At 39.2% G+C, this 23,975-nt stretch carries 28 protein-coding genes and 1 pseudogene; 22 read left to right on the top strand and 7 right to left on the bottom strand.

Annotation, left to right across the window (positions count from 1 at the left end; translation table 11 throughout):
- The 9 genes from CQA49_RS09900 to dnaG form a co-directional block, all read left to right on the top strand.
- A partial coding sequence (locus CQA49_RS09900; RefSeq protein ID WP_220271738.1) for a hypothetical protein occupies nt 1-196 on the top strand: 196 nt, incomplete at its 5' end.
- 13 nt (nt 197-209) lie between these two features.
- Complete coding sequence (locus CQA49_RS08165; protein WP_115575471.1) at nt 210-1,220, top strand: site-specific integrase; 1,011 nt, start codon at nt 210-212, stop codon at nt 1,218-1,220.
- A gap of 241 nt (nt 1,221-1,461) precedes the next feature.
- Nucleotides 1,462-1,614 (top strand): hypothetical protein, encoded by a 153-nt coding sequence (locus CQA49_RS10090; RefSeq protein WP_181882647.1) that lies wholly within the window; start codon nt 1,462-1,464, stop codon nt 1,612-1,614.
- 199 nt (nt 1,615-1,813) lie between these two features.
- Nucleotides 1,814-2,143: a hypothetical protein gene (locus CQA49_RS08160; protein WP_147288674.1), complete on the top strand. Its 330-nt coding sequence runs from the start codon at nt 1,814-1,816 to the stop codon at nt 2,141-2,143.
- Nucleotides 2,144-2,179: 36 nt separating this feature from the next.
- The gene (locus CQA49_RS10085) at nt 2,180-2,356 is read left to right on the top strand and encodes a hypothetical protein (RefSeq protein WP_181882646.1); all 177 of its coding nucleotides are present in this window, start codon (nt 2,180-2,182) and stop codon (nt 2,354-2,356) included.
- Nucleotides 2,357-2,373: 17 nt separating this feature from the next.
- On the top strand, nt 2,374-3,483 hold the full coding sequence (locus CQA49_RS08155) for a hypothetical protein (RefSeq protein WP_115575469.1): 1,110 nt from the start codon (nt 2,374-2,376) through the stop codon (nt 3,481-3,483).
- A gap of 11 nt (nt 3,484-3,494) precedes the next feature.
- The gene (locus tag CQA49_RS08150; RefSeq protein ID WP_115575468.1) at nt 3,495-3,839 is read left to right on the top strand and encodes a hypothetical protein; all 345 of its coding nucleotides are present in this window, start codon (nt 3,495-3,497) and stop codon (nt 3,837-3,839) included.
- An 81-nt stretch (nt 3,840-3,920) separates the two neighbouring features.
- Entirely contained in the window at nt 3,921-5,084 is a 1,164-nt protein-coding gene (locus tag CQA49_RS08145; protein ID WP_115575467.1) for an ATPase domain-containing protein, read from the top strand.
- Nucleotides 5,085-6,620, top strand: a complete 1,536-nt coding sequence (dnaG, locus tag CQA49_RS08140; RefSeq protein ID WP_115575466.1) for a DNA primase — start codon at nt 5,085-5,087, stop codon at nt 6,618-6,620.
- A gap of 426 nt (nt 6,621-7,046) precedes the next feature.
- Here the strand turns inward: dnaG and CQA49_RS08135 are convergent, their stop codons facing one another.
- Nucleotides 7,047-7,643 (bottom strand): helix-turn-helix domain-containing protein, encoded by a 597-nt coding sequence (locus tag CQA49_RS08135; RefSeq protein WP_115575465.1) that lies wholly within the window; start codon nt 7,641-7,643, stop codon nt 7,047-7,049.
- Nucleotides 7,644-8,150: 507 nt separating this feature from the next.
- Here CQA49_RS08135 and CQA49_RS08130 point away from each other — a divergent pair.
- Nucleotides 8,151-9,920: an apolipoprotein A1/A4/E domain-containing protein gene (locus CQA49_RS08130; protein ID WP_115575464.1), complete on the top strand. Its 1,770-nt coding sequence runs from the start codon at nt 8,151-8,153 to the stop codon at nt 9,918-9,920.
- A gap of 10 nt (nt 9,921-9,930) precedes the next feature.
- Here the strand turns inward: CQA49_RS08130 and CQA49_RS08125 are convergent, their stop codons facing one another.
- The 3 genes from CQA49_RS08125 to CQA49_RS10080 are packed head-to-tail and all read right to left on the bottom strand — an operon-like array spanning nt 9,931 to nt 10,686.
- Complete coding sequence (locus CQA49_RS08125) at nt 9,931-10,110, bottom strand: hypothetical protein (protein WP_115575463.1); 180 nt, start codon at nt 10,108-10,110, stop codon at nt 9,931-9,933.
- A 2-nt stretch (nt 10,111-10,112) separates the two neighbouring features.
- Nucleotides 10,113-10,523, bottom strand: a complete 411-nt coding sequence (locus tag CQA49_RS08120; protein WP_115575462.1) for a hypothetical protein — start codon at nt 10,521-10,523, stop codon at nt 10,113-10,115.
- Nucleotides 10,510-10,686, bottom strand: a complete 177-nt coding sequence (locus CQA49_RS10080) for a hypothetical protein (protein WP_181882645.1) — start codon at nt 10,684-10,686, stop codon at nt 10,510-10,512. The genes CQA49_RS08120 and CQA49_RS10080 overlap by 14 nt, the downstream gene beginning before the upstream one ends.
- Before the next feature lie 102 nt (nt 10,687-10,788).
- Between CQA49_RS10080 and CQA49_RS08115 the strand changes: the two genes are divergently transcribed.
- From CQA49_RS08115 to CQA49_RS08090, 5 genes are all read left to right on the top strand, one after another.
- Complete coding sequence (locus CQA49_RS08115) at nt 10,789-11,247, top strand: hypothetical protein (protein WP_115575461.1); 459 nt, start codon at nt 10,789-10,791, stop codon at nt 11,245-11,247.
- A gap of 61 nt (nt 11,248-11,308) precedes the next feature.
- Entirely contained in the window at nt 11,309-11,869 is a 561-nt protein-coding gene (locus CQA49_RS08110) for a hypothetical protein (RefSeq protein WP_115575460.1), read from the top strand.
- 9 nt (nt 11,870-11,878) lie between these two features.
- Entirely contained in the window at nt 11,879-12,394 is a 516-nt protein-coding gene (locus CQA49_RS08105; protein WP_115575459.1) for a hypothetical protein, read from the top strand.
- 9 nt (nt 12,395-12,403) lie between these two features.
- On the top strand, nt 12,404-14,179 hold the full coding sequence (locus CQA49_RS08100; RefSeq protein WP_115575458.1) for a hypothetical protein: 1,776 nt from the start codon (nt 12,404-12,406) through the stop codon (nt 14,177-14,179).
- 341 nt (nt 14,180-14,520) lie between these two features.
- Nucleotides 14,521-15,174 carry a hypothetical protein gene (locus CQA49_RS08090; protein WP_115575456.1) on the top strand — a complete coding sequence of 218 codons (654 nt, stop codon included), beginning with the start codon at nt 14,521-14,523 and terminating at the stop codon, nt 15,172-15,174.
- Nucleotides 15,175-15,297: 123 nt separating this feature from the next.
- Here CQA49_RS08090 and CQA49_RS08085 read toward each other — a convergent pair whose 3' ends face one another.
- Nucleotides 15,298-15,663, bottom strand: coding sequence for a hypothetical protein (locus CQA49_RS08085; protein WP_115575455.1), 366 nt, complete (start codon nt 15,661-15,663; stop codon nt 15,298-15,300).
- A gap of 385 nt (nt 15,664-16,048) precedes the next feature.
- On the opposite strand from CQA49_RS08085, the gene CQA49_RS08075 reads away from it, so the two are divergent.
- The 4 genes from CQA49_RS08075 to CQA49_RS08060 all read left to right on the top strand — a co-directional run bounded on the left by CQA49_RS08075 (nt 16,049) and on the right by CQA49_RS08060 (nt 19,464).
- The gene (locus tag CQA49_RS08075; protein ID WP_115575453.1) at nt 16,049-16,606 is read left to right on the top strand and encodes a glycoside hydrolase family 108 protein; all 558 of its coding nucleotides are present in this window, start codon (nt 16,049-16,051) and stop codon (nt 16,604-16,606) included.
- Nucleotides 16,607-16,624: 18 nt separating this feature from the next.
- Entirely contained in the window at nt 16,625-17,464 is an 840-nt protein-coding gene (locus tag CQA49_RS08070) for a hypothetical protein (RefSeq protein ID WP_115575452.1), read from the top strand.
- Nucleotides 17,465-17,477: 13 nt separating this feature from the next.
- Entirely contained in the window at nt 17,478-18,266 is a 789-nt protein-coding gene (locus CQA49_RS08065; protein ID WP_115575451.1) for a hypothetical protein, read from the top strand.
- Between the two features lie 181 nt (nt 18,267-18,447).
- Nucleotides 18,448-19,464, top strand: a complete 1,017-nt coding sequence (locus CQA49_RS08060; RefSeq protein WP_115575450.1) for a hypothetical protein — start codon at nt 18,448-18,450, stop codon at nt 19,462-19,464.
- Here CQA49_RS08060 and CQA49_RS08055 read toward each other — a convergent pair.
- Both CQA49_RS08055 and CQA49_RS08050 read right to left on the bottom strand, forming a co-directional pair.
- Nucleotides 19,461-19,799 (bottom strand): type II toxin-antitoxin system HicB family antitoxin, encoded by a 339-nt coding sequence (locus tag CQA49_RS08055; protein ID WP_115575449.1) that lies wholly within the window; start codon nt 19,797-19,799, stop codon nt 19,461-19,463. The two genes, CQA49_RS08060 and CQA49_RS08055, sit on opposite strands and share 4 nt — an antisense overlap.
- Entirely contained in the window at nt 19,796-20,026 is a 231-nt protein-coding gene (locus tag CQA49_RS08050; RefSeq protein WP_115575448.1) for a type II toxin-antitoxin system HicA family toxin, read from the bottom strand. The genes CQA49_RS08055 and CQA49_RS08050 overlap by 4 nt, the downstream gene beginning before the upstream one ends.
- A gap of 220 nt (nt 20,027-20,246) precedes the next feature.
- Between CQA49_RS08050 and CQA49_RS08045 the strand changes: the two genes are divergently transcribed.
- The 3 genes and pseudogenes from CQA49_RS08045 to CQA49_RS08035 all read left to right on the top strand — a co-directional run.
- Nucleotides 20,247-20,495 (top strand): hypothetical protein, encoded by a 249-nt coding sequence (locus tag CQA49_RS08045; RefSeq protein ID WP_115575447.1) that lies wholly within the window; start codon nt 20,247-20,249, stop codon nt 20,493-20,495.
- The gene (locus CQA49_RS08040) at nt 20,496-20,909 is read left to right on the top strand and encodes a hypothetical protein (RefSeq protein ID WP_115575446.1); all 414 of its coding nucleotides are present in this window, start codon (nt 20,496-20,498) and stop codon (nt 20,907-20,909) included.
- Nucleotides 20,887-23,975: pseudogene (locus tag CQA49_RS08035) on the top strand (hypothetical protein); the annotation flags it as partial. The gene CQA49_RS08040 and the pseudogene CQA49_RS08035, both read left to right, overlap by 23 nt.

Below are 23,975 nucleotides of genomic sequence, written 5' to 3'. Positions count from 1 at the left end.
TCGAGCCTTTTATGAGCGAGGGAATATGAAGCGATTTATAATTGATGTGGGCGTGGTATTTGGCGTTGTATTGTCTTTGCGCGCGATTTTGGGCGCAGTATGTGGGTTAGTTAGGTTAAGCGTGGCGGAGTGCTTTTGCATTTTGCTTGTAGTCGTGTTTGTGCTAGGCACTTTACGCGTGATAAAGAAATTTTAAAAAAGGAGAAACAATGACTATAAAAACAATAAATACCTATGTTAGAGGGGGTAAGCTCTACATAGATTCTTACACAGAATATGGGCGCGCACGCTTTAGCTCAGGCTTAAGCGTAGAGCAAGGGCGCAAGCTTAGTAAAGAAGCGTTGCAAAATCTTGTTTATGCGTATTTTAGAGGCGATACACAGGAGAAAGTTACGCATTTTAGCTTTAAGGCTTTGTGTGAAAAATACATTCAAGCTAAAAGCCTCAAAGATCAAACAATCAGGGACTATAAAAGTATGGTAAATTGCCTAAGCAAGGTTTTTGGCTCTAAAGATATACGCGTGATCTCAACAGAGAGTCTCAAAGCTTTCGTAAGCCAGCCAAAGGGTGCAAGGTTCAAAAATTATATCAATCGCTTGATTAACTTTGCTAATGACAACTACAATCTAGGCGTTAAAAAAGTCATTAGCACAAATATCACCCAAACAGAATCTAAGCGCAAGATGATGCCTTTTAGCTTAGATGAAATCAAAATACTACTAGATTCTAGCAGTGGTGATTTGTATCTTTATCTTGCGATAGGATTTTTTACAGGAGCTAGGAGCGGGGAGATTTTAGCATTAGAATGGAGTGATATTGACTTTGAGTTTGACAAAATCCAAATTACAAAATCACGCCAACAAAATGGCAAAATAACCACGCCAAAGACAAGCAATTCAAAGCGTAGCATTGATTTACTGCCACCATTAAAAGAGATTCTGCAAAAACGCGCACAAACAAGCGGATATATTATCAAATCCAAAAAAGACAATATCATCTCAGAATATAAGAAACTTTTAGAATTAAAAGGCTTAGAGTATCGAAACACCTACAACACAAGGCACAGCTTTGCAACGCTTATGCTAACTCGCGGGGAAGAGCCTTTATGGGTATGTGCGATGATGGGACACGCGTCATTACAAGTAACTTACACGCACTACACAAAATATATTCCACAAAAACAAGCACGCGCGCAGTTTTTGAATGATTTTTTAAAATAGGAGGTAAAAAAAATGTATAGAAAAACGCATTGTGTATTGCTTCTCAACGCTTGCAATAACAAAAAACGCACCAGCGCAACAAAACGAGCACCAGCACAAAAAAATTCTAGCATTGTGCGTAAGATTTTTGCAAAGGCGAGAAAAACGCGCAAGGAGCTACCTAAAGCGGTAGTGACTAAGCGTTTTTTGAGGCTTTGTGAAAAGATTGCGTGCAAGGCGAATTTTTAGAAAAGGAGTTGCTATGTTTGTAATTGATTGCCCTCTATGTGGGGGAGAAAATGAGTTTATTGCAGAGGACGACCACTTTGAGGAAGGCGAAAACGAAATGGCTTGTAAGTGCTTTTTTTGTGAGGGTGATTTTATTGTAAGCGTGTTTGTAAGTATAAAGGAATGAAAATTCAGCTTGCACGCCTATTTCGCACGAAGCCTCGAAAAAGTTTCGGTTACGCACCAAAAGTGCGCGCCCTTCAACTTTTCCTCACCTTCGCACAAACTAGGCGCACAATCTTAGAATTTTCTAAGTGGCACACGCCCACCAAAAAAGGTTGTGTGTGGTCGCGAAGCGGAGCCGAATCGGGATTTATTCCCGCGAGGTGATACCAATTGAAAGGAATAGCATGGCATACCAATTCAAAGAACCAAAAATCAATGTGGCGCTAATTAATATCTATATTCCACAAGGACTTTTAAAGGCTTTAGAGGAGATAGCTTGCTTTGAGAATCTATCGCGCTCTAAATGTGTGGATTTACAAATTAAAGGGGGAGATTATGAACACTACTCAAAACTTAGAAAAAAAATCCATAAAAAAGCTTTATCTAAACAAAAAAACGCTCGCAAAGGTGCGAAAAATCTGCAAAAAAAAGCGTATATCAATCAATGCTTACCTTACTTTGCAGATACAAAATCTTGTGCAGGAATATAAGCAAAACAACCTATTTTTTACAAATGGAGAGCGGAAATGAGTGGAATGGAGAAAATCGCGCAATTTGGCAAGCAGGAAGCACACGAAATTCTAAGATTTTTAAGCTATTTTTTGGGCTTTGGGATTTTGAGCGAGGAGATAAGACAAAAGGTCTATCGACGAAGCGAAAAAGCCCAATCGCAAAAAAGAGCTAAAAAGCTGAATTTATCTTAAAGAAAAAAGGAGATTTTATGCAAACACATAGCTTTAATATCAAGGTAGCACAGGCTGTAGGAATTGAAAAAGCGATTCTTTTGCAATACATTGAGTTTTGGATTGAAAAAAACAAAGCAAATGAAGTGGCGTTTTATGATGGTAAATACTGGGTTTATCATACAGCTAAGGCGTTTGCAGTTATTTTTCCTTATTTAAATGAGGTAAAAATCTCAAGGCTTTTGCGTGAGCTTGAAAAAGAGGGATTTTTGTTTAGCGCTAAGAATCTAGATGGCAGAAAAAATATCCAAATGAAATGGTATTTTTTGACTGAAAAATATTATCACTTACTAAGTGATAATGAGAAAATACCGCAAGAGCCGAAGTCCGAGCAACTTGCAAATTTTAACATTCAATCTACAAATTTGCAAATTCAATCTACAAATTTGCAAGACAATAAAGTTATAAAAGAATTTATAAAACAAGAAAAAGAATCTCTTGCGCAAAATCCAAACCAACAACCTAAAAGCCCAAATCCCAAAATGGATTGCCACGCTAACGCTCACAATGACGAAACTTACGCCCAAAACAGGTCATATGTGGTCGCGCAACGAAGTGAAGCGGAGCCGAAGCGGGATTTATTCCCGCAAGGCGATACAATTGATGGAATGAAGCCAAAAACACCCCCATTTGAGTGTGAAAATGCGTTTAATCAGCTGTGGGAAATCTATCCACGCAGAATCTCAAAAGCCAAAGCAAAGCAGGTATTTGCGCGCAAAATTAAGAGTGTGGGGGAATTTGAGAAATTGCTTGAGTGTGTGGAGATGATGAAAAAAAGCGAGTGGAAAGGGCGAGAAATGCAATATATCCCCTACTTAAGCACATTTTTAAGCCAAGAGCGACACTTAGAGTTTTTATGTGATCCACGCAAACAAGGACAAAACAAGAAAATGGAAGCTTTAACACGAGCAAAAGAGATTGAAAACGCCAACGCACGCGCGCAAAATCGAGCCTTTAACCCACTTTTAGCGCAGAAAATCTATCAGAATCTACTAGCGCAAGGATTATCACACACACCAAAACAGGGCGTGTCTGTGCGCGAAGCGGAGCCGAAGCGGAATTTATTTCCGCAAAGGCGATACCAATAAAAAGGAATAGTATGGATACAACAGCAATCTTTACACACTCAAAACTTTTTTTAAGCCAAAGCGAGGAAAAAAAGCTTGATGAAGTTTTAAGCTCATTAGGATTTTGTGAGGAATGGGAGATTCTTTTTGATGATTATTCCCTAGAGCTTAGCTTATGTGGGAGTAAAAAAATAGACTTCACACAAGCGGTGAATATCCTAATGAAAATCTTACGCGCAACTTGCGAACAAAAAGCAAAAAAATACAAGCTTAAAACAAACAAACTAAGCGAGTATGAGAAAAGCTTTATTTTGCAGAAGTATGTGTTTAAAAAAGATTATGGGCATTTACCGCAATGGTTTATTAGCCTCTACTGATGAAAATTCAGTCTTTGCGCGTTTTTCGAGGCTTTGTGAAAAGATTGCGTGCAAGGCGAATTTTAAACAAAAGGAGAATTTATGCTAGAGTTAAGTATTTTGCGCTCAATGATTGAATACCCCGACCAAATAGAGGAATTCTTACGCAATCTTCCGCCAAAAGCATTTAGCAAAAAAGCTAGCGAGCTTTTAAATGTGATTTTAAGCTTGCAGGAGAAAAACGCGCTTGATTTTGTAAGCTTTGAAAGTGCCTTGAGTGAGGAATCAAAGCAAAATGATTTTTATATAAACTTCCTAAACACGCCACCTAATCCAAACTATTTGGGATTAAAAGAACTTTTTATCCAAGAATACCAACTTCAAATCCAAAGTCAAATCGGGCAGAAATTGCTAAATGCTTGCAATGCGCGCGAGGTTGTGGATATTGATATTTTAAGTGCCAAGTATGAAAGTGTGAGCGAGGATTTTAAATCACTGCACGCGTGGCAAACATATTTTGCTACTCAAAGCGAGAATCTCAAGTTTAAAACCCATATTCCATTCTTAGATATGTGTTTTAGCGGGGGGATTGAAGTAGGGCAATTAGTGCTAATTAGTGGCGACCCAGAAGCGGGAAAAACAATGCTAGGCACGCAGATTTTAGAAAATATCGCAAAAACACATAAGGTGTGCTTTTTTTGCTTTGAATTTACGATTAAAAGCTATTTGAAAGCCAAACAAAATAGCAGAATTAACCTTGAAAATATCATCGCAATCAATGATGGCTATGATATTTCTACCATTGCGCGCAATATCAAAACGCTTTACAAACAAGGTGTAAAAGTGTTTTTAATAGATTCTCAAATGCGTATCGTTAGCCCAGCGGGCAGGAATATGGAAGAAGAGGAAAGCTTAAAATTTAGCACGCTTGCAAAGCTTTGCCACAGCCTTGATATTTTAGTATTTTTAATCGTGCAAACAAGTAAAGGTGATCGCGATAATCCAATGGGAAGTAAAAAAGGCGGACACGAAGCAAGCATTATAATGAGAATCGAGCATTGCCAAGCAAAAAACGAGCTGAGGGAGTTTAGCGAGCAAGAGCGAATGTTTATCGTTAAGAAAAATAAGCAAAGCGGTAAGCACTTCAAAGAAAAAGTAGGCTTTAATCCAAAAACTTTGCAATTTAGCTCTTTAGAGGAACAAAGCAGTGATGACGCAGTGTTTTTAGATGTTAAAGAAGTGATGGAAATCGCCAAAGGATTCTAAATGGATTTAGAACAATTTAAACAAAGCATTGATATTGTAGAAGTTATCCAAAGTTTCATTCCACTTCGTAAGGTTGGCACGAACTACCAAGCCCCTTGCCCTTTTCATAGTGAAAAAACGCCAAGCTTTGTGGTAAGCCCAAGTAAGCAGATTTATAAATGTTTTAGCTGTGATGCAGGAGGGGACGCGCTAAACTTCATCAAAGAATACAAAAAGCTTGACTTTAAAGAAGCAGTGCTAGAACTTGCCGAAATGTTTAATCTACCAAATCCACTCACAAAAGCCCCAAGTCAAAGCAAAGATTTGCAAGAGAAACTTAAAAAATTAAGTGAAATCTATATGCGCAATCTGCTAGAAAATGAGCAACTTAAGGGCTATGTATTATCGCGTGGCTTTGAGCTTGATGATATTACGCGCTTTTGTTTGGGATACTGCAAAGGCGATGAGCACACGAAGCTTTTTAGCCCAAAAGAAGCCCAAAGCGTGGGAATTGTAAGCGCAAATGGCAACTGCTTGTTTAAAAATCGCTTTATTATTACGCTTTTTAATAACTCTTATAAAACAATCGGCTTTGTAGGACGCACACACCCTTATGCAAACTTTAGCAAAAGCCCAAAATACATTAATTCCAAAGATTGCCTAACCTACAATAAATCGCGCAATCTCTATAATTTTGCGCGCGCAAAAAGCCATATTTTGAAAGAAAAAAAGGCGCTCATCGTCGAAGGCTATATGGACGCGCTAAGTGCCATCAAATTAGGCATAAATAATTGCGTAGCAACAGGGGGAACAGCTTTTAATAAAACTTTTTTAGCGCAACTTACCCCGCTAGAATGCGAGCTTGTTTTTTGCTTTGATAACGATTCCGCAGGACAGAAAAATATTTTAAACGCGCTCAAAGTCTGCATTGAGAGTGGCTACACAAATATTTTTAAAGGCAGTTTGAAAAACGAGTGCAAGGATTTAGGCGAAGTGCTAGAATCTCACCAAACCCCCAAACTTAGCAAAACTTGTGGCGTAGGATATTATTTAAAAACTTCTCTAAATGCGCTAAATAGCCCAAGTGCAAAGGATAAATTTTTAAATGATTTCAAAAACTTTGTTTTTGCTCAAAATAATCACTTTTTCAAACTTGAGCTTTTGCAAAAAGCCCAAAATGCGCTAGGATTTGAGCTAGGAAGCCCAAAAATAGCTAAAACGCTCAAAAGCGAAAATATCTTAGCAAAAGTGGTGTATAAATCGATTTTGGAATTTAAAGAATACGAATATATTGCGTGTGAATACCTTGATGGTGAGGAATTAGGAGATTATAAGGATTCTTATTTGCTATTTTTGCGCGGACAAAAGGACGACTTAGCGTTAAAATTAGAGCTAGATTCTAGCGTGGAATCTTTGAGGGAATTTGGCATTTTTAGGCGTGCATTGCACCAACTTATAAAAGAGTATTATGAAAGTTTAATTAAAAAAGCGCAATTAAAGGGGGACTACAAGCTAGCAAGGGAATTGAGTTTGAAAAGGAATGCAATGCGTGCTTAAATTTGCAAGACTTACGCTAAAATTGTCCTTGTCAATTCTAGGAATCTCATCACAAACTCCTTTTATAAGGTTGTTTGGATTTATCCTAAGAGGTCGTAACTCTTAGGATACAATCTCTAACGACATTTTAGCTAATTTTACAATCCCACAAAACTACCAAAAACATAAACTAAGATTTAAGTCCAAAAAAAGAAGTGCTGTGATTTTTTGATATAATCGCAAGTGGTGAAGTGTGTAACCCTTTGATGAAGGTAACGACTTCACCAAAGGGAATTGCTTCGCCGAAAGGAGAATCAATTTATGAAATACATTGTAATTATAGCATTTTTGCTTATAATTGTGTCAAAAATTTACTAATTTTTGACATTTTAGGCAAGGCTTCCTAAGCAAGCCTTGTCCTTTATGCAATGTATTCCCTTGCTTAGGCTAATTATCCAATTCTTTTAAGAGCGCGTTTAGCTCTTGCAAACTCATATCCTTAACCTCTTTTTCTTGTGAAGCACTTAAAGGCGTGCGCCCATAGATTGCACTTTGCATTTTATCAAAGATACTCACCACCTTTTCAGCGCACGCGATTATGGTTGGATCTGCCCGAGTATCGCCCTGCGTGTTTTGAGCTAAACGCAAGAGCCTATCTTTGGCAATCACAGCACTAAGCGCGATATTTTTTTGTATAAAATTTAAGCTCATCGCACGCGCTAGAATCTCATCAGTCGAGCTTTCAAGTAGATTTTCAAGCACGAGGGAATCAATTTTATTTGCCACTTCGCCCAAATCATTTTTAATAGCCCTTTTAAGCCTTGAGCGCGTAACATCTAGCACATTATCGATACTATCTTGCACCACCGATACGCTTACTTCCTTTTGTGCGCATTCCACCGCAGAGCCAGCCACCCATTTTTCATTTTTCACCCAATGCGCTAGCGTGCGATAAGAGATATTAAAATGCGTAGCCACTTCTTTAATGCTTAGACTATGTGTTTTGTAAAAAATTTCAATTTCATTTTTATTTGCAATCGCCATAACTTATTCCTTTAAATGGTATCACCTCGCGGGAATAAATCCCGCTTCGGCTCCGCCTCCGCTTCCAACTTCGCGGAAGTGAATTCCGCTTCGTTTCCAGCTCCGCGACCACACACGACCTTTTGTGTATTCCCGCACGATTTATTTTGATTGTTTCATAACAATATAGAAAATTTTAAAGGATTTTTTAAGGGATAAAAGTATAATTGCAAGTGGTGAAGCGCGTAACTCTTTAGTGAAGTTACCACCTTCACTAAAGGGAATTGCTCCGCCGAAAGGAGGAGAATTCAATGTCTTTACATCGATACATTGTAATTATAGCATTATTTTGCATAATTGTGTCAAAGGTTTCTTAACTTTTGATATTTTAGGTTAGGCTTTCCCAAGCGAGCCTAACCCTAATGCAATGTATCCCTTGCTTGGTCTTTGCTAAAGTTTCCAATTTTTAACCCTTAAAATCCTTTTGCGTTTTTTCTATCATTAGCAAAAATCATATAAAGGAATCCTATGAGCCAAGACACACAAGCAAACCAAACACCCGCCGACACAACACAAGACACCGCGCCACAAGACACACAAAACCAAACACCCGCGCCAAATAAGCCACTAACCCCCTCAAGTGCTACAGCTCAAAGCGTGCAAGCCCTTAAAAGTGCCGAGCTAAACTTACAAAACGCCCAAAACAACCCACCGCAAATAAATCTAACGCCTGCAACAAATCCGCTTGATGAGCAACGACTGCAAGAACTCAAAGCATTTGACACAAAGCTAAATGACGCGCTCAATAATATGGATAGTTTCAAAGAGCATACAAGGCTTAATTTAGAAGCTTTGAGCGAGCTTTATAAAATTTCACAAGATACCTTTAGCTTTTATCAAACACAATTAAATGAGCTAATCAACACAAACCAAGCCGGCCTTGAAACAAAAGCACATATCGAAGTGATTGCAAACTACATTAACCAAGCTTTGCAGACTTTATCCACCGCGTCCCAAACTGCGCTTAGCATTTACAATAAATGCGAAGCTGAACTTGACTTAGCCCAAGAGATTTATAGCTTTATTGAGACAAAAAGCGAGGAAGCTAAAAAAACCCTAAAGACTATTGAGACTATCTCTGTAAGCGTTATGGATATGAAAGCTTTGCAGGTAGAATTTCAAAGACTAGTTACGCAAGGCGAAGCACTTAAGCAACAAATTCAAGCCCTTGTGCCAAATATCGTGCTTGAGTGCAAAAATGAGCTAAGGGAAGCTACAAACAACCACGAGGACGAGCTAAACACCACAAAAACAAACGCGCTTAATGAGCTTACCACCAAACAAAGCGAGCTAAACCAAATCATAAGCGACTTTAACACCGATTTTGCTACAAAAGAACTTACAATCAACGAAGCAAATGCAAAAATCGAGCAGTTTTTAAGTGATTTAAACACAAAAGCCCAAGAGGTGCTAGCCACACACACCGCAAACCTAGAAGCCTTAGAAAATGCCAAAAATACGCATTTAGCTACCTTACAAACAAAGAAAAACGAACACACCCAAGCCCTAGAGAGTGCCAAAAATACGCATATTGCTACACTTCAAACAAAGACTGATGAGCACACTGCAACGCTAGAGACAAAGAAAAACGAACACACCCAAGCCCTAGAGAGTGCCACAAATACGCATATTGCTACACTTCAAACAAAGACAGACGAACACACTGCAACGCTAGAGACAAAGAAAAACGAACACACCCAAGCCCTAGAGAGTGCCAAAAATACGCATATTGCTACACTTCAAACAAAGACTGATAAGCACACTGCAACGCTAGAGAATGCCAAAAACTCCCATATTCAAGCCCTTATCACACAAAAAGAGCAAAGTAGCAACGATATGCAAGGCATTAAGAATTCTTATTTGGCAGAAATCCGCAATGATATTCCCGCACAAGTGGCAAATCTCACCCAGCTTTGCAATGAAATCAAAGCAAGCAACCAAGCCTTAGGAAATAATTTTCAAAGCAAAACCTACACTTCAAGCACGACTTTTAGCCTAGTAAATGGCGTTAGCGATTATTATGTGTTTATTCAAGGTGGCACAGGTGGCACAAACTCAAACACCGCAGGTGGTGCTGTGAGCTTTGGGAATCTCTTAAGTGCAAATGGTGGGGCTGGAAATCCAAGCGGTGCAGGACAGCTAGGACAGACAAAAGGCGCATTTTTAAAGGTTACTGCAAATCAAAAAATGACAATCCCAAATGGTGGGCTAATTATCGTAAGCTACGCGACAAGGTAGCTTACTAGCCTTATTTTGCTTGAGATTTTGGCTCGTAGGCTCTTTGCGCCCTTTCACTTTTAATACTAAGCGCGCGCATATTCCTTAATAGAGTGTTTTTCTTAGATTTTTTTGCTGGAAATTTTACAAATGCAAGTTTAATCCCATACGCGATTCCAAATAGCACCACAATTGCAATGATATGTCCCATTTTCAAGCCTTTTTTCTTAGCTCTCTTAGGATCTTTGGAAGAATATTTATAAAACCAATTGCAAAAACTATCATCGCTTCTATAGTCTTATCAAAATAAGCTAAAAATGCACCCAAACACAATGCCAAAACAAACACAAAAAAGAATCCAAACACACCAAAACCAGTCCAAAAATAATATTTACGCGTCTCAAGCTCTTGCATTTTTTGATTTGTTTTTTCAAGCTCGATGATTTCTTTATCGCACTGCTTTCTATGTTCTAAAGAATCCTCAAGCAACTTCATAGCTCTATTTGCCAGCCTAGGATTAAGCTTGCTAATAGCATTAAGCTCATTTTCTATTAAAATATTGAATTGTGCGTTAAAATCGATATTTTGCGACTTTTCAGACTTTATGGGTTTATTTTGTGCCAAGCTTAAACCTTTTTGCCAAATGTATTTGATTGATTTCTTTGTAAGACTTGATTTGTTTTTGCCTGATTGCTAGAGTGATTGCACCCAAAGGCTTGTATTTATTTTGTCTTTGAATCTCACCGCTAAAACCATCAAAAAAGAGTTTCAAACGAGTATTTTGCATTCCACCTCTCCCACTTTTTTTAATTATCGCATATTTTTCTTAACTTATCCCTTTATTTTAGCATAGCTTTATACCAAAATACCCGCAAAAAAAGGCAAAAAAATGAACGCGCAAATACTCACCACAAAAAGTGGTTTAAAATATTTACAACCCGATATTTTAAACCAGCACATTCCCTACACTACGCAAGAAGTCAAAGAGTTTTTCACTAGCTTTGCAAAGGAAAAAAATATGCAAGGCAAACTCACGCTTTGGCTCAATTCTGCCTCAAAAATGCTTGATTTAGAGGGCGATTTTTGTATTCTTAATGATTATGTCGCAAAGGTAGGCGATGGAAATGACTTTTTATGTAATTTGGGCTGTTGCTTTTTTGATATTAAAGACATTCAAGGTTATGATGAAGCTCAAGTGCTAAACGCAGTTAAAGAAATTTGCTTTGATGCTTACAACGCCCAACCTTTGATAATGAAAGCGTATGCTAAAAGGTGTTACCAAAAAAAGCAAGAAGCCCTAAAGATTCGCGCGGATAATTTGCTAGGAGTGAAGCAAGAAAGCCTTTAACCCTTTAAATTTAGGCGCAAAATAGAGAAAATAATACAGACTGAATTTTAAAGGAGTGATTATGCAAGCACAAGAAAACACAACCTACGCCATCATTTGCGACAATGCAGTAACGCAACTTTTTACAAAAGAGGATTTTAGTGAGTGGAATGAGGAAAATATTCTAGCCATACCACTAACTGCAGAACAAGTATCGTGGGTAAAGGTAGGAGATAGATTTGATAGTGCAAGTCAAAGCATCATTAAGCCGAGTTTAGATGAGTTTAAAACAAAAGCCCTAGAATTTGTCAATCTTAATTTTGAATATGAAGTGAGCGCGCTTAAAGATGAGCTTTTGCCACTTGATGAGCAACTTACTTGGGATTCTCAAAAGAGCGAAGCAAAAGCATTTTTAAGCTCAAAAAATCCTAATGACGCGCCACTTCTAAGCGTGCTAGCAAATGCTAGAGGGCAAGAGCTAGAAGCCTTAGCAAACAAAGTGCTAGAAAAATCCAACGACTATAATGCAAAAATCGCGCTTTTGGTAGGAAATAGGCAAAAACTACAAGCCCAAATCCAAAACGCTCAAAGCATAAGCGAGCTTGAGAATCTGCAGTATATAAGCCCATTGAAAGAAGCTTAAGGCGGTAATATGTCTATCCCAAAAACCAACAAAACATTATTAGGACAGCAAGGCGGGGGGATTTACAATCATTCCTACGCACACACAAATAACGCAAATCACACCCAAACCTACACAAATCCTAATGTATATGCAGTGATTGCCATTATCCACGCACAAGCAGGAAGCGGGGAAATCACTTATGGCTGGAGTCAAACAAGTGATGGCTGGAGACATTACAATGCAGGACAAAATGGCAATAACCTTACCATAAGCCTCAATAATAAAGCCTTGATTACTCTAGCTGGTGGAAGCGGAAGTAAAGCGGGTGCAACAGCAGGTGAGCGAAGCTGGAGAGGCACTACTAAAGGCTGGGGAAATTGGAATATGAACTACGCAAACACCAAAGCCCTAGCCCAAAATGGTAAAAGCGCAGGAATGCTTCTTACAATCCCACCAAATGCAAGCATAAGCTTTACTTACACTTACAGAAATGCAAGTGGCGCGTCAAATAAAGGCAACCACACCATAAGTGTGATTTATTAAAGGCAACAAATGCTAACCATAGCCCAGCTTAACGACTTCTACACTGCGGATAAAAATTTCGCTCAAAGTGCGCTCAATGAATATAATGACGCTAAAAAATACTATCACGGAAACCAACTAAGCGAGGAGATGAAAGCAATCCTAGCCCAAAGAGGACAGATTCCTATTGTAGAAAATATCTACAAAATGATAATCAACAAGATTTTAGGCTATAAAATCCAAAGTATCACTGAAATCAATGTCACAGGACGACAGGAGGAGGACAAGCCACTAGCTAACCTCTTGCAAGACTTACTGCGCGCATTTAATCAATGCAAAACCTATGAGCGCGAAATTTCTTTGCGCGATAGAGATTTGATTATGGGAATGGGCGTGCTAGAGCTTTGGGTAGAAAAGGATAAGCAAAAAAACTTCCATATCACGCTTAAACACATCCCAACGCAAAGCTTTCTAATCGATAAATTTAGCACAGATTTAAACGCGCTAGATTCTAGACGCTTCCATAAAGTGCTAAATATCGATGAAAGCATCGCTCAAAAGTATAATATCCCGCTAGAAACCTTTTCACTTAGCGAGGCGCGCGCAGAAGTGATTGAGACTTGGGCAAAAGAATCTGGAAAATGGAATCGCTACATTTGGCATACAAATAAAGGCATTTATGCCTACGAGGAACAGCCTTTTAAAAACAACTGCCACCCTTTTATCGTTGGCAAATACGCCATTGATGAAAATTATAATTTTTATGGGCTTTTTAGGGATATTAAGCCCCTGCAAGATTATATAAATGTCTCAGAAAACAGACAAGCAAATATGATGGGAAGTATGAAGGTGTTTTTTGAGGAAAGCGCGATTATCAATAAAGATGAGTTTGTAAGTGGTGCGAGCTTAGATAATGCCATCGTGCAGGTGCGCGATAATGCATTGAAAGAGAAAAAAATCGAGTTTATCCACCATCAAGCCGACATTGCAACCCTTAGCCAAAAAACCGAGCAAAAGCGCGCACTTGCCAAAGTGCTAAGCGGGCTTAATGATGAAGCTTTAGGCACAGCCATAAATCGCCAAAGTGGCACAGCTATCGCACAAAGACGAGACGCGGGATTAATGGGATTGCAAGAATACATTCGCGGTTGCGATTTAATGGATAGGCTAATGTATGAAAAAGTGCTTGATTTAATGCAACACTACTACACCCAAAAGCAGATTTTTAGAATCGTAGATAAAAAGACAGGCGAGCGGTATTTTAGCATTAATACAGAGCCAAACAACACAATAAAAATCGGCGTGTTTGACTTGATTTACAAAACACAGCTAAAAACGCAAGGGCGCGAGGAAAGATTTGCACACTGGGCTGAAATGCTAAAAACAATTTCTAGCATTCGCCCCGACATTGTTACTTCCTTGCTACCTTTAATGCTAAAAGATACAGATTCGCCAATTGTAGAGGACATCGAGGAAGTGCTAGCAGAGGCAGAAAAACAAGCACAAGAGCAAGCACAAGCACAACAAAAAGAGATACAAGCTCAAAGAGAGCTAGAACTTGCCACCGCACAAGCCAAAATCCAAGAGCTAGAAGCAAAAGCAAATAAAAACAACGCGCAAAGTGAGATTATTAAGCAAGCCACACAAGAGGCACAAAATGCGCAAAGTGGCGAAAGTGGGAACACACAAGGCGCGCAAAATCCACACGCACAGCAAAACGCCCAAAACCCAAAACAAGAGCAAATCAAAAATGGGCTAAATAGTAGTGTGTATCAAATGAGAACCAGCCCAAGCGATATGCGATGAAAAAATACCTAGCTTTTTGGAAAATTTTAAGGAGATTTGCTTTTCGCTTCGTCGATAGACTTTGTGTCTTATCTTCTCGCTCAAAGCTTCACAACCTTAAAATTTTCTCAAAAAATCTAGGTATTTTTGGGAAGTCGCATAGGCGCAAATCCTTAGAATTTTTACCAATCGCGCAATTTAGCCAAACAGGAGACGCACGAAATTCTAGGATTGTGCGTAAGATTTGTGCGAAAGTGAGAAAAATTTGAGCGGAGCGCACTTTGCGTGCGTGAGCGAAAATTTTGCGAAGTTTCGTGCAAAGATTGCGTGCAAGCCGAATTTAACTTAGTAAAGGAGAGATTATGAGAGTAGATACAAGCAACTTACACCGCGCCTCTGCGGGCGTGCAACAAGCTTACCAAAATATGCAAAACACCCCAAAAGCCGACATAGGCGCTAGCATTGCACAGGGCGCAAAAGGCATAGCGGATTCTTTAGGAATGTATTTAGACTATCAAAGCAAAGGCATCGACAATAAAGCCAGAGAAATAGCCCTCACCGAGCAAGAAAAAACAAGTCAAACGCGCATAGAATCGGAAAACAATAAAAACGAGCTAGCTAAGGTGCAAGCTCAAAAAGACATAGAGCTTACCCCGCTTATGAAAGAAGCACAAATGCAACAGCTTACTGCGCAAGCGGGTATGTTTAAAAAAATTAATGAAAGCGATGATTTAACCAAAACACCAGCACAAAAAGCTAAAGCCACTCAAACCAAAGCGCCAGCACAAAAAACCCAAACCACACCCGCACAGCCACAAGCCACAACCACGCAAAGCATTCAGAGTATAGCAATGCAAGGCAGATTGCCAGAAACGCAATTGCAAAAAAGTCTTAAAGGCACAGCCCAAACCCCCACAACAAGCGCAAATTATTTTAATAACCCACTTAAACCAAAATCAATGGCAGAAGGTGGAATTGATTACTCAAAATACCTATCCCCACTCGAAAGACGCTAAGCCAAAAAAGCTAAATCCTAGCTTTTTGGCTTAGCCTTTGTGGCAAAATACACAGCCACGCACGCGATAAATCCACAAAGCGCAATCAAACCGCTAGCGACGCTTAAAATATCATTCATCTTGCTACAGCATAAATTTTAGCATCGCGCCCACTGCCACAATCGTGCTAATTTGCAGTCCTATCACCCAGCGCAGGATTTCGTTTTTGGTTTTTGCGATTTCTGTCCTAACTTGCGCAAATTCTGCACGCACTTCCGCAAATTCTGCGCGCACCTCTGCAATTTCAGCGCGCAAAAAATCCTTAGTAACAAACTCACCCTTAATCTCATCAATCGCTTTTGATTTTAGCTCATCAAGCCCGATTCTTTGCGTTGTAGCCCTGTCATTGACAACCTCTACAAAGGCTTTTTCTAAGGCTTGCGCTTGCTCTTTGTTAGGCAAAATATCGCGGATTAGAGCTTTGAAACTTTCATTTAGCATAACCATCATTTTACCCCCTTAAATTTCTGCGAAGTATAGCACATTTTAACCCTTTAAATAAAACACACTTTGTAAGAAAATTCAGCTTACATTGTCTAAAAGTGGCACACGCCCACCAAAAAAAGGTAGTGCCTGTGCGCGAAGCGAAAAACGAAGCGGAATTCACTTCCAGCAAGCTTGGAAGCGGAGGCGGAGGCGTAGCGGGATTTATTCCCGCGAGACGATACCAATTGAGGGAATTGGAGACACACAAAATTCTAAGATTTTTAAGCTATTTTTTGGGCTTTGGGATTTTGAGCGAGGAGATAAGACAAGAGGTCTATCGACGAAGCGAAAAAGCCCAATCGCAAAAAAGAGCTAAAAAGCTGAATTTAACTTGAAAGGAGAAAAGATTATGGCAGATTTTAAGACAGCAAAAGCAAAAACCCTCAAATGGGAAGGCGGTTATTGTAATGTAGCGGGAGATAAAGGCGGGGAAACAATCTTTGGGATTGCACGCAATATGCACCCAGATTTGAAGCTTTGGAAAATCGTAGATGATTACAAAAAAACCTTAAGCCCATTTGACAAAGCCAAATACTATGAGCTTGAGAAGCTTTGCTTAGGCAATGTGCAGTTTGTCGAGCAGATGGAAAACTTCTATAAAAAGGATTTTTGGGACAAAATCAAGGGCGATGAGATACAAAGCCAAGAGAATGCCAATGCGATTTTTGACTTTGCAGTAAATAGTGGCGTTACGCGCGCGACAAAATACGCACAATCAACGCTTAGCGTTTATAGCGATGGTGTCTTTGGCGCGCAAACACTAGAAAAGCTCAACAGCGTTGGCGTGGCGTTTTGTAATCATTACTGCGATAATCGCGCAAGCTTTTTTAAAGAAATCGCCCAAAAGGGAGAAAATGCGAAATTCCTAAAGGGCTGGCTAAAGCGCGTCAATGATTTTTATGTGTAAAATGAAAAAGGAGCTAAAGTGTTAATTTCAGAGCAACTTAAAACCCTCAAATCCGACATTGCCAAAGTGCAAGATATTAAAACCAACTTGCAAGATGAATTAGGCGCGAAGTTTGATGAGTTTAAAACCCAAACGCTTAATAACCTAAGCCAAAATCTCACCACGCAAAGCCAAAGTGCCAAAAATGAAGCCCTAAGCGTGATTGAGCAGACTTTAAGTGCAAAAGCCCAAAACTTGCAAGAAAATATCACAAACACGCTTAACGCGCTAGATTCTAAGCTAAGCCAAAACCTTAGCACTTACGCACAAGGTGAGCTTTTGAACGCGATACAAGAAGCCAAAAACGAGGCGATAAATGCCATTGATACGCAAGATTTAAGCGTGCAAGTGGTGCAAAACCCCGATTTAAAAAGCTTTATCACACAAAAAACACAAGAGCTAGCCCAAAACTGCGTAAATGCGCTAGATTTTAAACCTCAAGTGCGCGAGTGCGTGGAAGCAAACCTTGAGCATATCCCACTTGATAGCCAAAAAATAGCGAGCTTGCAGTATGAAAGGCTCAAGCCCGAAATTGTGGAAAGTCTAAATCACAAGCTAGATTCCAAGCTTGAAGCAGAATTTGCTAAAGAGGATTTGCAAAGCCAATTTAAAGAGATTGTCAAAAAGCACGCCAAAGAGTTTGTAACCCAAGATATTTTAACCATCCAAAATTACAACACAAGTTTAACGCTTAACGCGCTGTCTTTGAAGCACACTTATGCGCTGATTTTGCAAACCGCGCACAATCTTGCCAAAGATAAGATTTTGCAAGAATTAGAGCAAAAGAGCGACAAACAAAACAGCTATTTAGTGATTTAAGAAGGAAAAAGCAATGTATGCGCCACAATTTGTCCGAAATCTCAATGATATTTTAGATGAAATTAAAAAAAGCTCATTTTATGAGGAAGTGCAGAAGTGTAACTTTTTACACGCGGAATTAGCGCAGATTCATATCGAAGTGCTAAAAATCGCAATGCAAAGCGCACTAAGCATAAGCGAGCTAGAGCTTAAAAATAAAGAGCTGTCTTTAAGCCTAACGCGCGCAAAGCTAGAGGCTGAAAGCAATCTTGTGCTAAATAAAATTAATCTCATCAACGCAATGGCGACAAATCTAAAAAGCCTTGTAGAATGCTTTGTGCTAAAGCAGAGCGTATTTGACAACGCCTACATTAACCGCGCTAATTTATTAGTAAATATCGCAAATATAACCGCAAATGGGAATGATATTGTCGGCGCGAAAGAAGCCCTAAAGATTGCCTCAGAATACGCGCAAAAAATCGGCGAGCAAGCAAATACTTCTTTTGACCCCATTTTAGAGGATTTAAAGCAACGCGCAGAAGCGACTTTTGCTTATGGAAGTGGCGCAAAAGACGCGATTTTAGTTACAAACAAATACATTTTAGAGCCAAACGAGGAAGCGCATTTGATAGGGATCTCAATCTTTGGACACAATGAAAGCAAGTTTAAGCGCGGAAGTGAGATTCTAGGAAGCGGGGGAGAGATAAACTTTAGCTCAAAGGAAGTGGGCGAACATACAATCACTTTTAGCGTGAAAGATAATGCAGGAAAGGAAGTAAGTGACAGCATCACGCTTTTTGTCAAAGAACAAACAAAAGCCTAATATTTTGGCTATTTTTAAGGAGATGGCTTGCTCGCTACACTGCGACGCACCAAAAGTGCGCCTCGCTCGCTCACAATCCACAACCTTAAAAATAACTCAAAATCTTAGGCTTTTGTAAGATGCGGAATCTTAGAAAATATCCGCGCGCTAAAAAGCCGAATTTAACTTGAAAGGAGAAAAAATGAATATAGAGGACATACAGCTTTTAATACAGGCAAACCCCGCAATGGCAGATAATGAATACATTAAAGCGAGCCTAGAAAAGCAAGCGCAAAACCAACAAGGCGCAACCCAAACGCCAAATATCACAAGCCCAAAGAGTGAAAATCCTGTAAATTTGGCAATGCAAAATAACAATTTGCTTAATGCCAAAAGCTCTTTTCAAGCTATCAAAGAGGAAAAACAAGCAAAGGAACAACAAGCGAGCAAAGAGAAAATCAACGCCTACAATGAACTTGATAAATTCCTAAGCACAAGCACACCAAGCCAGCCCCAAGATTTTACACTGCCTCAAGCCCAAGTCGAGCAAGAAAGCGCGCAAATGCAGGGGAATTATCCTTTTGTAAAGCCTGATTTTAGGCGCAACACTGGCATTGATTACTTTGATAAAAAGCAAAATATCACCTTGCTTGACGCACTTTTAGCAAAAGAATTAGGCGTGAGCTTGCAAAAGGTTGATATGAATGCAAATATCAATATGCAGGCTGATGTGGATTTGAAACAACGCCAAATCGCACTCACTGAAGCTTTGAAGCAAAACCGCGAAACCACAAACGCCCTTAATACCATAAGCGATAACATTAACTATATTGCAGAAGCATCGGGCTTAGGAAATTATCTTAGTAGAGGGCTTAGCAATGCAACAGGGGGATACTGGAATCCAAGCGATGCAAACAAAAATATTTTAGCAAATGGCGAGCTTGTTTTAAATTATCTTGCAAAAGAGGTTTATGGCTCACGCCCATCAAATGAGACAATGAGATATTTAAGGGATTTGGTAGATTTCAAAGCCAAAAGCCCAGAGAGAATCGCCACTGATTACGCAAAAATCTTAGGACTTATCGCAAACAAATTAGAAAACAATATGAACGACTTGCGCGCGCGTGGCTTTAATGTCCCCCAAGAAATGCTAGATACCTACAAAGGAGCAAAAGCCCAAGAAACAAAATTGCTAAAAATGACAAAAAGCAAACATTAAAGGAATTGTGCCGCGCAGTCGCTTAAAAATTTAGAGCGGTTATGTGCGACTTTGTCGATTTTTTCAAGCAGGCTTTTTGGTAAGGTGATATTTATACGCACTTTAGCTTCACTAGAATCTGGCTCTTTAATATAATCGCCCTTTTTAAGCATAACGCACAAAGCTTGCTCAAAGGCACTTTTCACATCATCAATTGCTTCTTTTTCACTTTCGCCATCGCCTAAGATATAAGGAAAGTCTTTGTATTTTGCAAGATAACCCCCGCCCTCGCTTTTACTCAAAGGGCGCACGATGATTTCATAAGGCAGGCTCAAATAGTAGTTTTTGTCTTTCATTTTTGCTCCTTTAGGACTTTTAGCACCATTTTCACATATACCACCTTTACAGGGCGTTTGTAAGGAATGGTAAGAATCTCGCATTGACTTTTACGAAACACCGCGTGCGAACCACCACTTTTAAAAACTTCATAGCCACAATCCTTTAGTAACTTTTCTAAAACCTCAAAAGCGACATTTGTCGGATTGTTTTCAAGTTTTGCTAGCAATTTATCTTTTTTACTCATAACACATTATACACACTTTTTGTAATTTTTAACCCTTTAATTTAAGGCTAGATTTTAAGACAATGGCAACAAAATTCTAAGAATTTTTAGTAACTAAAATAGGCAGTGTGTGGTCGCGAAGCGTAAAACGAAGCGGAATTCACTTCCGCGAAGTTGGAAGCGTAGCGGAGGCGAAGCGGGATTTACTCCCGCAAGACGATACAAAATAAAGGAATAGGATATGGTAGCCGCAGTTTTAGCAGGAATCGGCGCTTTAGGCTCAATCGCAGGCGCAGTGGGAAGTTACCAACAACAAGTAAAAGCAAACCAAATGGCAAAGGATCAATTTGACTTCTCAAAGCAAGTGTATGATGACGAAAAAGCGCGCGTAGAGAAGCAAGATAAAGAGCGCGATGAGTTTAATACCTCTTTTAATCAAAGCGTTAAAGAAAGCTTTGAAAACTCAAAACTTCCAACGCTAAGGGTATAAATGCGTAAGGTGCTTTTTCCCAAAAATGGCGTGCTGAAAGAAAAGCTTTTTGGCTCAATTTATGAGCTTAAAAGTGAAAATAACCGCTTTTACGCAGAATTAGAGCCAGAGAATAGCTATATTTTTGATGGTGAGGAGTTTTATTGTCTCAAAGGTTTTGGGGATATTGAATATAATCTTTTCCCAAAGCACGCGCCAAATTTTGAAAAAATCAACCTTGAGAATCTCGACTACTTTATACAAAACGACACGCACAGCGCAACAAACTTTGATGAAATTGCTCAAATTGAGGAATTTATAAAAATGTTTGATTTAAACACCGCCCAACCGCTCCCCTTGCTTTATACAAAAAGCTACAACAATCTTTTTAACCAATTGTTAGGATATAGAAATGAGCGATACACCTACTTATAATTTTGATATTTTAGGCGCGAAAAACGAGCTAGGCGCAAAAGAAACGCTCAACTATATGCGCAATAACTTAGATTCTAATATTAACTGGGACGCTATTGATGAGAGTTTCGGGCAGGATTATGAAAGCGCGCTTAATGCCTTGCAGGAACAAAATATCACAATCACAGGTAAAAAAGCCCTAAATTATGATGCTAAAAATACCCAACAAAAAATAAAAGATGAAATTATCTCAAAGCAAACTGCGCGCGAGGTTGATGGATTTGATATTGCAGGAGATTTAGGCTCAAGCGTGCTTGATAATCTTACTTTTGGTTTGTTTGATACCGCGCAGGGCTGGTTTGGTGAAACTAGTGAGGAAAAACGAAATGAACTCATCAATAACATTGAAGCCAAACTTTTACAAGGACAAACACTAAGCGACACAGAGCAACATTATTTGCAAAACAACGCCGATAAATTAAAGCTTTTTGATGAAAGGGCTGTGTATAGCGCACAAGCTAAAGACCAAAGCGGGCAGGAATTTTTAAAAACACTGCAAGACAACCTCAAAGACAAAGACACAATTTTTGACGCCCAAAGCTATAGCGACTTAAGCGATTCTCAAAAAAAGCAAGTGGATAGCTCATTTAATATCTTTGATGATGTGTTTGATTATTTCACCAACAAAAGCAACGATGAACGATTAAAAGAATACAAAGAAGCCCAAAATGCCAAAATCTTAAGCGAGGATTTGACAAAAACGCTTATTTGGTATGAAAACACAGAGGAAGCCAAAGACATTTTTTCACTCTTTGGTGCAAGCAAAGAAAATAAAGAAAAATACCTAAGCCACGCAAACACTATCGCTTTAAGTGCGGGATTTGATGGCGTGGCAGTCAATGCCAAAGATGAAATCTACTTTTATAAAACTGACGAAAATGGCAACACACAAGCCTACAAACCAAACACAGGCTTTATTGATAACTTTTTCACTTACCTAAAATCCAACGCAGGCTCAATAGGCGGTGGCGTAGCAGGCGGGATAGTAGGTTTTAAAAAAGCCCCAAATAACCCCGCTTTAAAAGCTGTAGGGCTTATAGGTGGCTCGGCAATAGGTGCATTTACAGGCGGTGGGATTGATTATTTAATCGCGGATTATGTTACAAAAAGGGATTTTAACTTTGATTCAATGCTTAGACATATGAGCCAAGAGGGCGCATTGAGTTTAGGCGTAGATGTCGCGGGCTTGAGCATTAAAGCAGTGGGCAAGCTAGGAAGCAAAGCGATAAACAAAGCCCCCGAAGTCATCGGAAAGGTTACAGATTATATCCCTGTCGTTGGCACGCTAAAGCGCTTTAAAAGTGGCAATTCAAAAGCGGCGTATGAACCAATCCGCCAAATCTATACAAAAGAGCAATTAAAAGACTTAAGCGACTTTGCCAAAGAGTTTGGGGGAGATATACGCTTAGGCGCACCAAGCAAGGTTGATACGAGCTTAGAAAAGTTAGGCGCAAAATTAGGCGAGGATTCTAAACTCTATAAAAGCGCAAAATGGCTCAAAGATATTTTTAGCCTAAGTGATCAACGCCAAACACAAAGAGAATTCCTAACTGCAATCCGCGCAGATGAAAGCGGGCATTTAAATGGATTTATCACCCAAGTAGCCAAAGAAAGCCCAACCATTACAAAAAATCTCAAAAATATCCTAAACACCACCACGCAAAACCTTGAGCGCAAATTAGAGCAATTAAAAATCGATAGCGTGAGCGTGAAAGATATTTTCAACACTTTTGAAAAAGACACCAAAGACGACTACACCACCGCAATGGAAAAAATCCTCTCAAATGTCTATGATAGCAATTACAAAACCACACTTCCGCGCATAAATTACGAAAATTTTAGGCTTGCACTTGATGAAAGAGGCATTTTGCCAGAGGATTCACTGCGCTTTTTAAACTTTGTAGAAAAAAACATTTACAATAAAAATGGCGTGGATTTCTCCCAGCTAAATAATGCGCTAAAAACCATTAATAGCTATTACAAACAAAGCCTAGACCCAAATTTTAAAGACTTCATCAAACAAAGTGTCGAAAACTTCTTAAAAGATGATATTAAAAAAGGCATAGATTCTATTTTGGCGCAAAATCCAATCCTTTATAAAGACGCAAGCACACTTTTTGAAAGTGCGCTTAAAGATTACGCCACGATGAAAAGCACGCTCAAGCGCGTTGATAGGCTAAAATTACGCGATGAAGCTATGGCAAAAAGTAAAGCTTTGCAAAATGTGTATAAATATCTGCAGGGACAAGGTGGCGAGGAAGCAAATATTGCACTTCTTACCAAAGGCTTAAGCCCAGATTTAAAAGCAAGGCTAGAGCTTAATATTTTGCAAGGACTTTTTCAAAAAAACCTCCTAGAGTTTAGCAAAAGCGCGAAAGTCTTTGATTCTAGTGAGTTTTTTAAGAACTTAGAATCCCTAAAGCTACAATTTGAAAGCAAAGAGGCAAAGGATTATATCGACATTGCAAAGGGCTTTGATAGGCTTTTTAAAAATGACGCGCTGATTGCTCAAAGCATAAGCGAGCCAATAAGTAAAGAAGTGGGAAGCTCAATTGCGACTACAATTAGCGGTGCTGTGAAGTTTCAAGCAGTTAAGATTATGTTTGAAGCCCTTATGCGCTTAATGCCAAAGATTCCATTTGCAAAAGGCTTTAATGAAAAAATTCAAGGTATGGCATTGCGTTTTCACTTGCGAAAAGCCCTAAGCGTAAGTAATGATATAAGCGACTTTAGGCATAACTTGCAAGCAGTGAGTGAGAATCCCAGCCTAAACTCTCAAACAAGGCAAATTATCAATAAAATCTTAGGTGAAGTAGATGAAGCGCAAGAAAATATTATTAAACAAATCGATGAAGTAAGCACCCCAAAAGAGACACCAGCACCAAAAGAAGCACCAAATGTAGAGCCAGCACCTAAGGGAGAAGCACCAAACGAAAACGACATAATCGCAGAATTTGGCACAAATTACGCGGAGTTTTACCACGATGGCAAAGGTGCTATTAAAAAGCTATTGAGTGAAAAACAAGG

Source organism: Helicobacter sp. MIT 00-7814 (genome assembly GCF_003364115.1).
Taxonomy (GTDB): Bacteria; Campylobacterota; Campylobacteria; order Campylobacterales; family Helicobacteraceae; genus Helicobacter_F.
This window is presented reverse-complemented; position numbering and strand designations above follow the sequence as displayed.

Bases quoted from the DNA above. Each gene is read 5' to 3' on its own strand.
- CQA49_RS08165 (WP_115575471.1), top strand. From the start codon at position 210: ATGACTATAAAAACAATAAATACCTATGTTAGAGGGGGTAAGCTCTAC.
- CQA49_RS10090 (WP_181882647.1), top strand. From the start codon at position 1,462: ATGTTTGTAATTGATTGCCCTCTATGTGGGGGAGAAAATGAGTTTATT.
- CQA49_RS10085 (WP_181882646.1), top strand. From the start codon at position 2,180: ATGAGTGGAATGGAGAAAATCGCGCAATTTGGCAAGCAGGAAGCACAC.
- CQA49_RS08155 (WP_115575469.1), top strand. From the start codon at position 2,374: ATGCAAACACATAGCTTTAATATCAAGGTAGCACAGGCTGTAGGAATT.
- CQA49_RS08150 (WP_115575468.1), top strand. From the start codon at position 3,495: ATGGATACAACAGCAATCTTTACACACTCAAAACTTTTTTTAAGCCAA.
- CQA49_RS08145 (WP_115575467.1), top strand. From the start codon at position 3,921: ATGCTAGAGTTAAGTATTTTGCGCTCAATGATTGAATACCCCGACCAA.
- dnaG (WP_115575466.1), top strand. From the start codon at position 5,085: ATGGATTTAGAACAATTTAAACAAAGCATTGATATTGTAGAAGTTATC.
- CQA49_RS08135 (WP_115575465.1), bottom strand. From the start codon at position 7,643: ATGGCGATTGCAAATAAAAATGAAATTGAAATTTTTTACAAAACACAT.
- CQA49_RS08130 (WP_115575464.1), top strand. From the start codon at position 8,151: ATGAGCCAAGACACACAAGCAAACCAAACACCCGCCGACACAACACAA.
- CQA49_RS08125 (WP_115575463.1), bottom strand. From the start codon at position 10,110: ATGGGACATATCATTGCAATTGTGGTGCTATTTGGAATCGCGTATGGG.
- CQA49_RS10080 (WP_181882645.1), bottom strand. From the start codon at position 10,686: ATGCAAAATACTCGTTTGAAACTCTTTTTTGATGGTTTTAGCGGTGAG.
- CQA49_RS08115 (WP_115575461.1), top strand. From the start codon at position 10,789: ATGAACGCGCAAATACTCACCACAAAAAGTGGTTTAAAATATTTACAA.
- CQA49_RS08110 (WP_115575460.1), top strand. From the start codon at position 11,309: ATGCAAGCACAAGAAAACACAACCTACGCCATCATTTGCGACAATGCA.
- CQA49_RS08105 (WP_115575459.1), top strand. From the start codon at position 11,879: ATGTCTATCCCAAAAACCAACAAAACATTATTAGGACAGCAAGGCGGG.
- CQA49_RS08100 (WP_115575458.1), top strand. From the start codon at position 12,404: ATGCTAACCATAGCCCAGCTTAACGACTTCTACACTGCGGATAAAAAT.
- CQA49_RS08090 (WP_115575456.1), top strand. From the start codon at position 14,521: ATGAGAGTAGATACAAGCAACTTACACCGCGCCTCTGCGGGCGTGCAA.
- CQA49_RS08085 (WP_115575455.1), bottom strand. From the start codon at position 15,663: ATGATGGTTATGCTAAATGAAAGTTTCAAAGCTCTAATCCGCGATATT.
- CQA49_RS08075 (WP_115575453.1), top strand. From the start codon at position 16,049: ATGGCAGATTTTAAGACAGCAAAAGCAAAAACCCTCAAATGGGAAGGC.
- CQA49_RS08065 (WP_115575451.1), top strand. From the start codon at position 17,478: ATGTATGCGCCACAATTTGTCCGAAATCTCAATGATATTTTAGATGAA.
- CQA49_RS08060 (WP_115575450.1), top strand. From the start codon at position 18,448: ATGAATATAGAGGACATACAGCTTTTAATACAGGCAAACCCCGCAATG.
- CQA49_RS08055 (WP_115575449.1), bottom strand. From the start codon at position 19,799: ATGAAAGACAAAAACTACTATTTGAGCCTGCCTTATGAAATCATCGTG.
- CQA49_RS08050 (WP_115575448.1), bottom strand. From the start codon at position 20,026: ATGAGTAAAAAAGATAAATTGCTAGCAAAACTTGAAAACAATCCGACA.
- CQA49_RS08045 (WP_115575447.1), top strand. From the start codon at position 20,247: ATGGTAGCCGCAGTTTTAGCAGGAATCGGCGCTTTAGGCTCAATCGCA.
- CQA49_RS08040 (WP_115575446.1), top strand. From the start codon at position 20,496: ATGCGTAAGGTGCTTTTTCCCAAAAATGGCGTGCTGAAAGAAAAGCTT.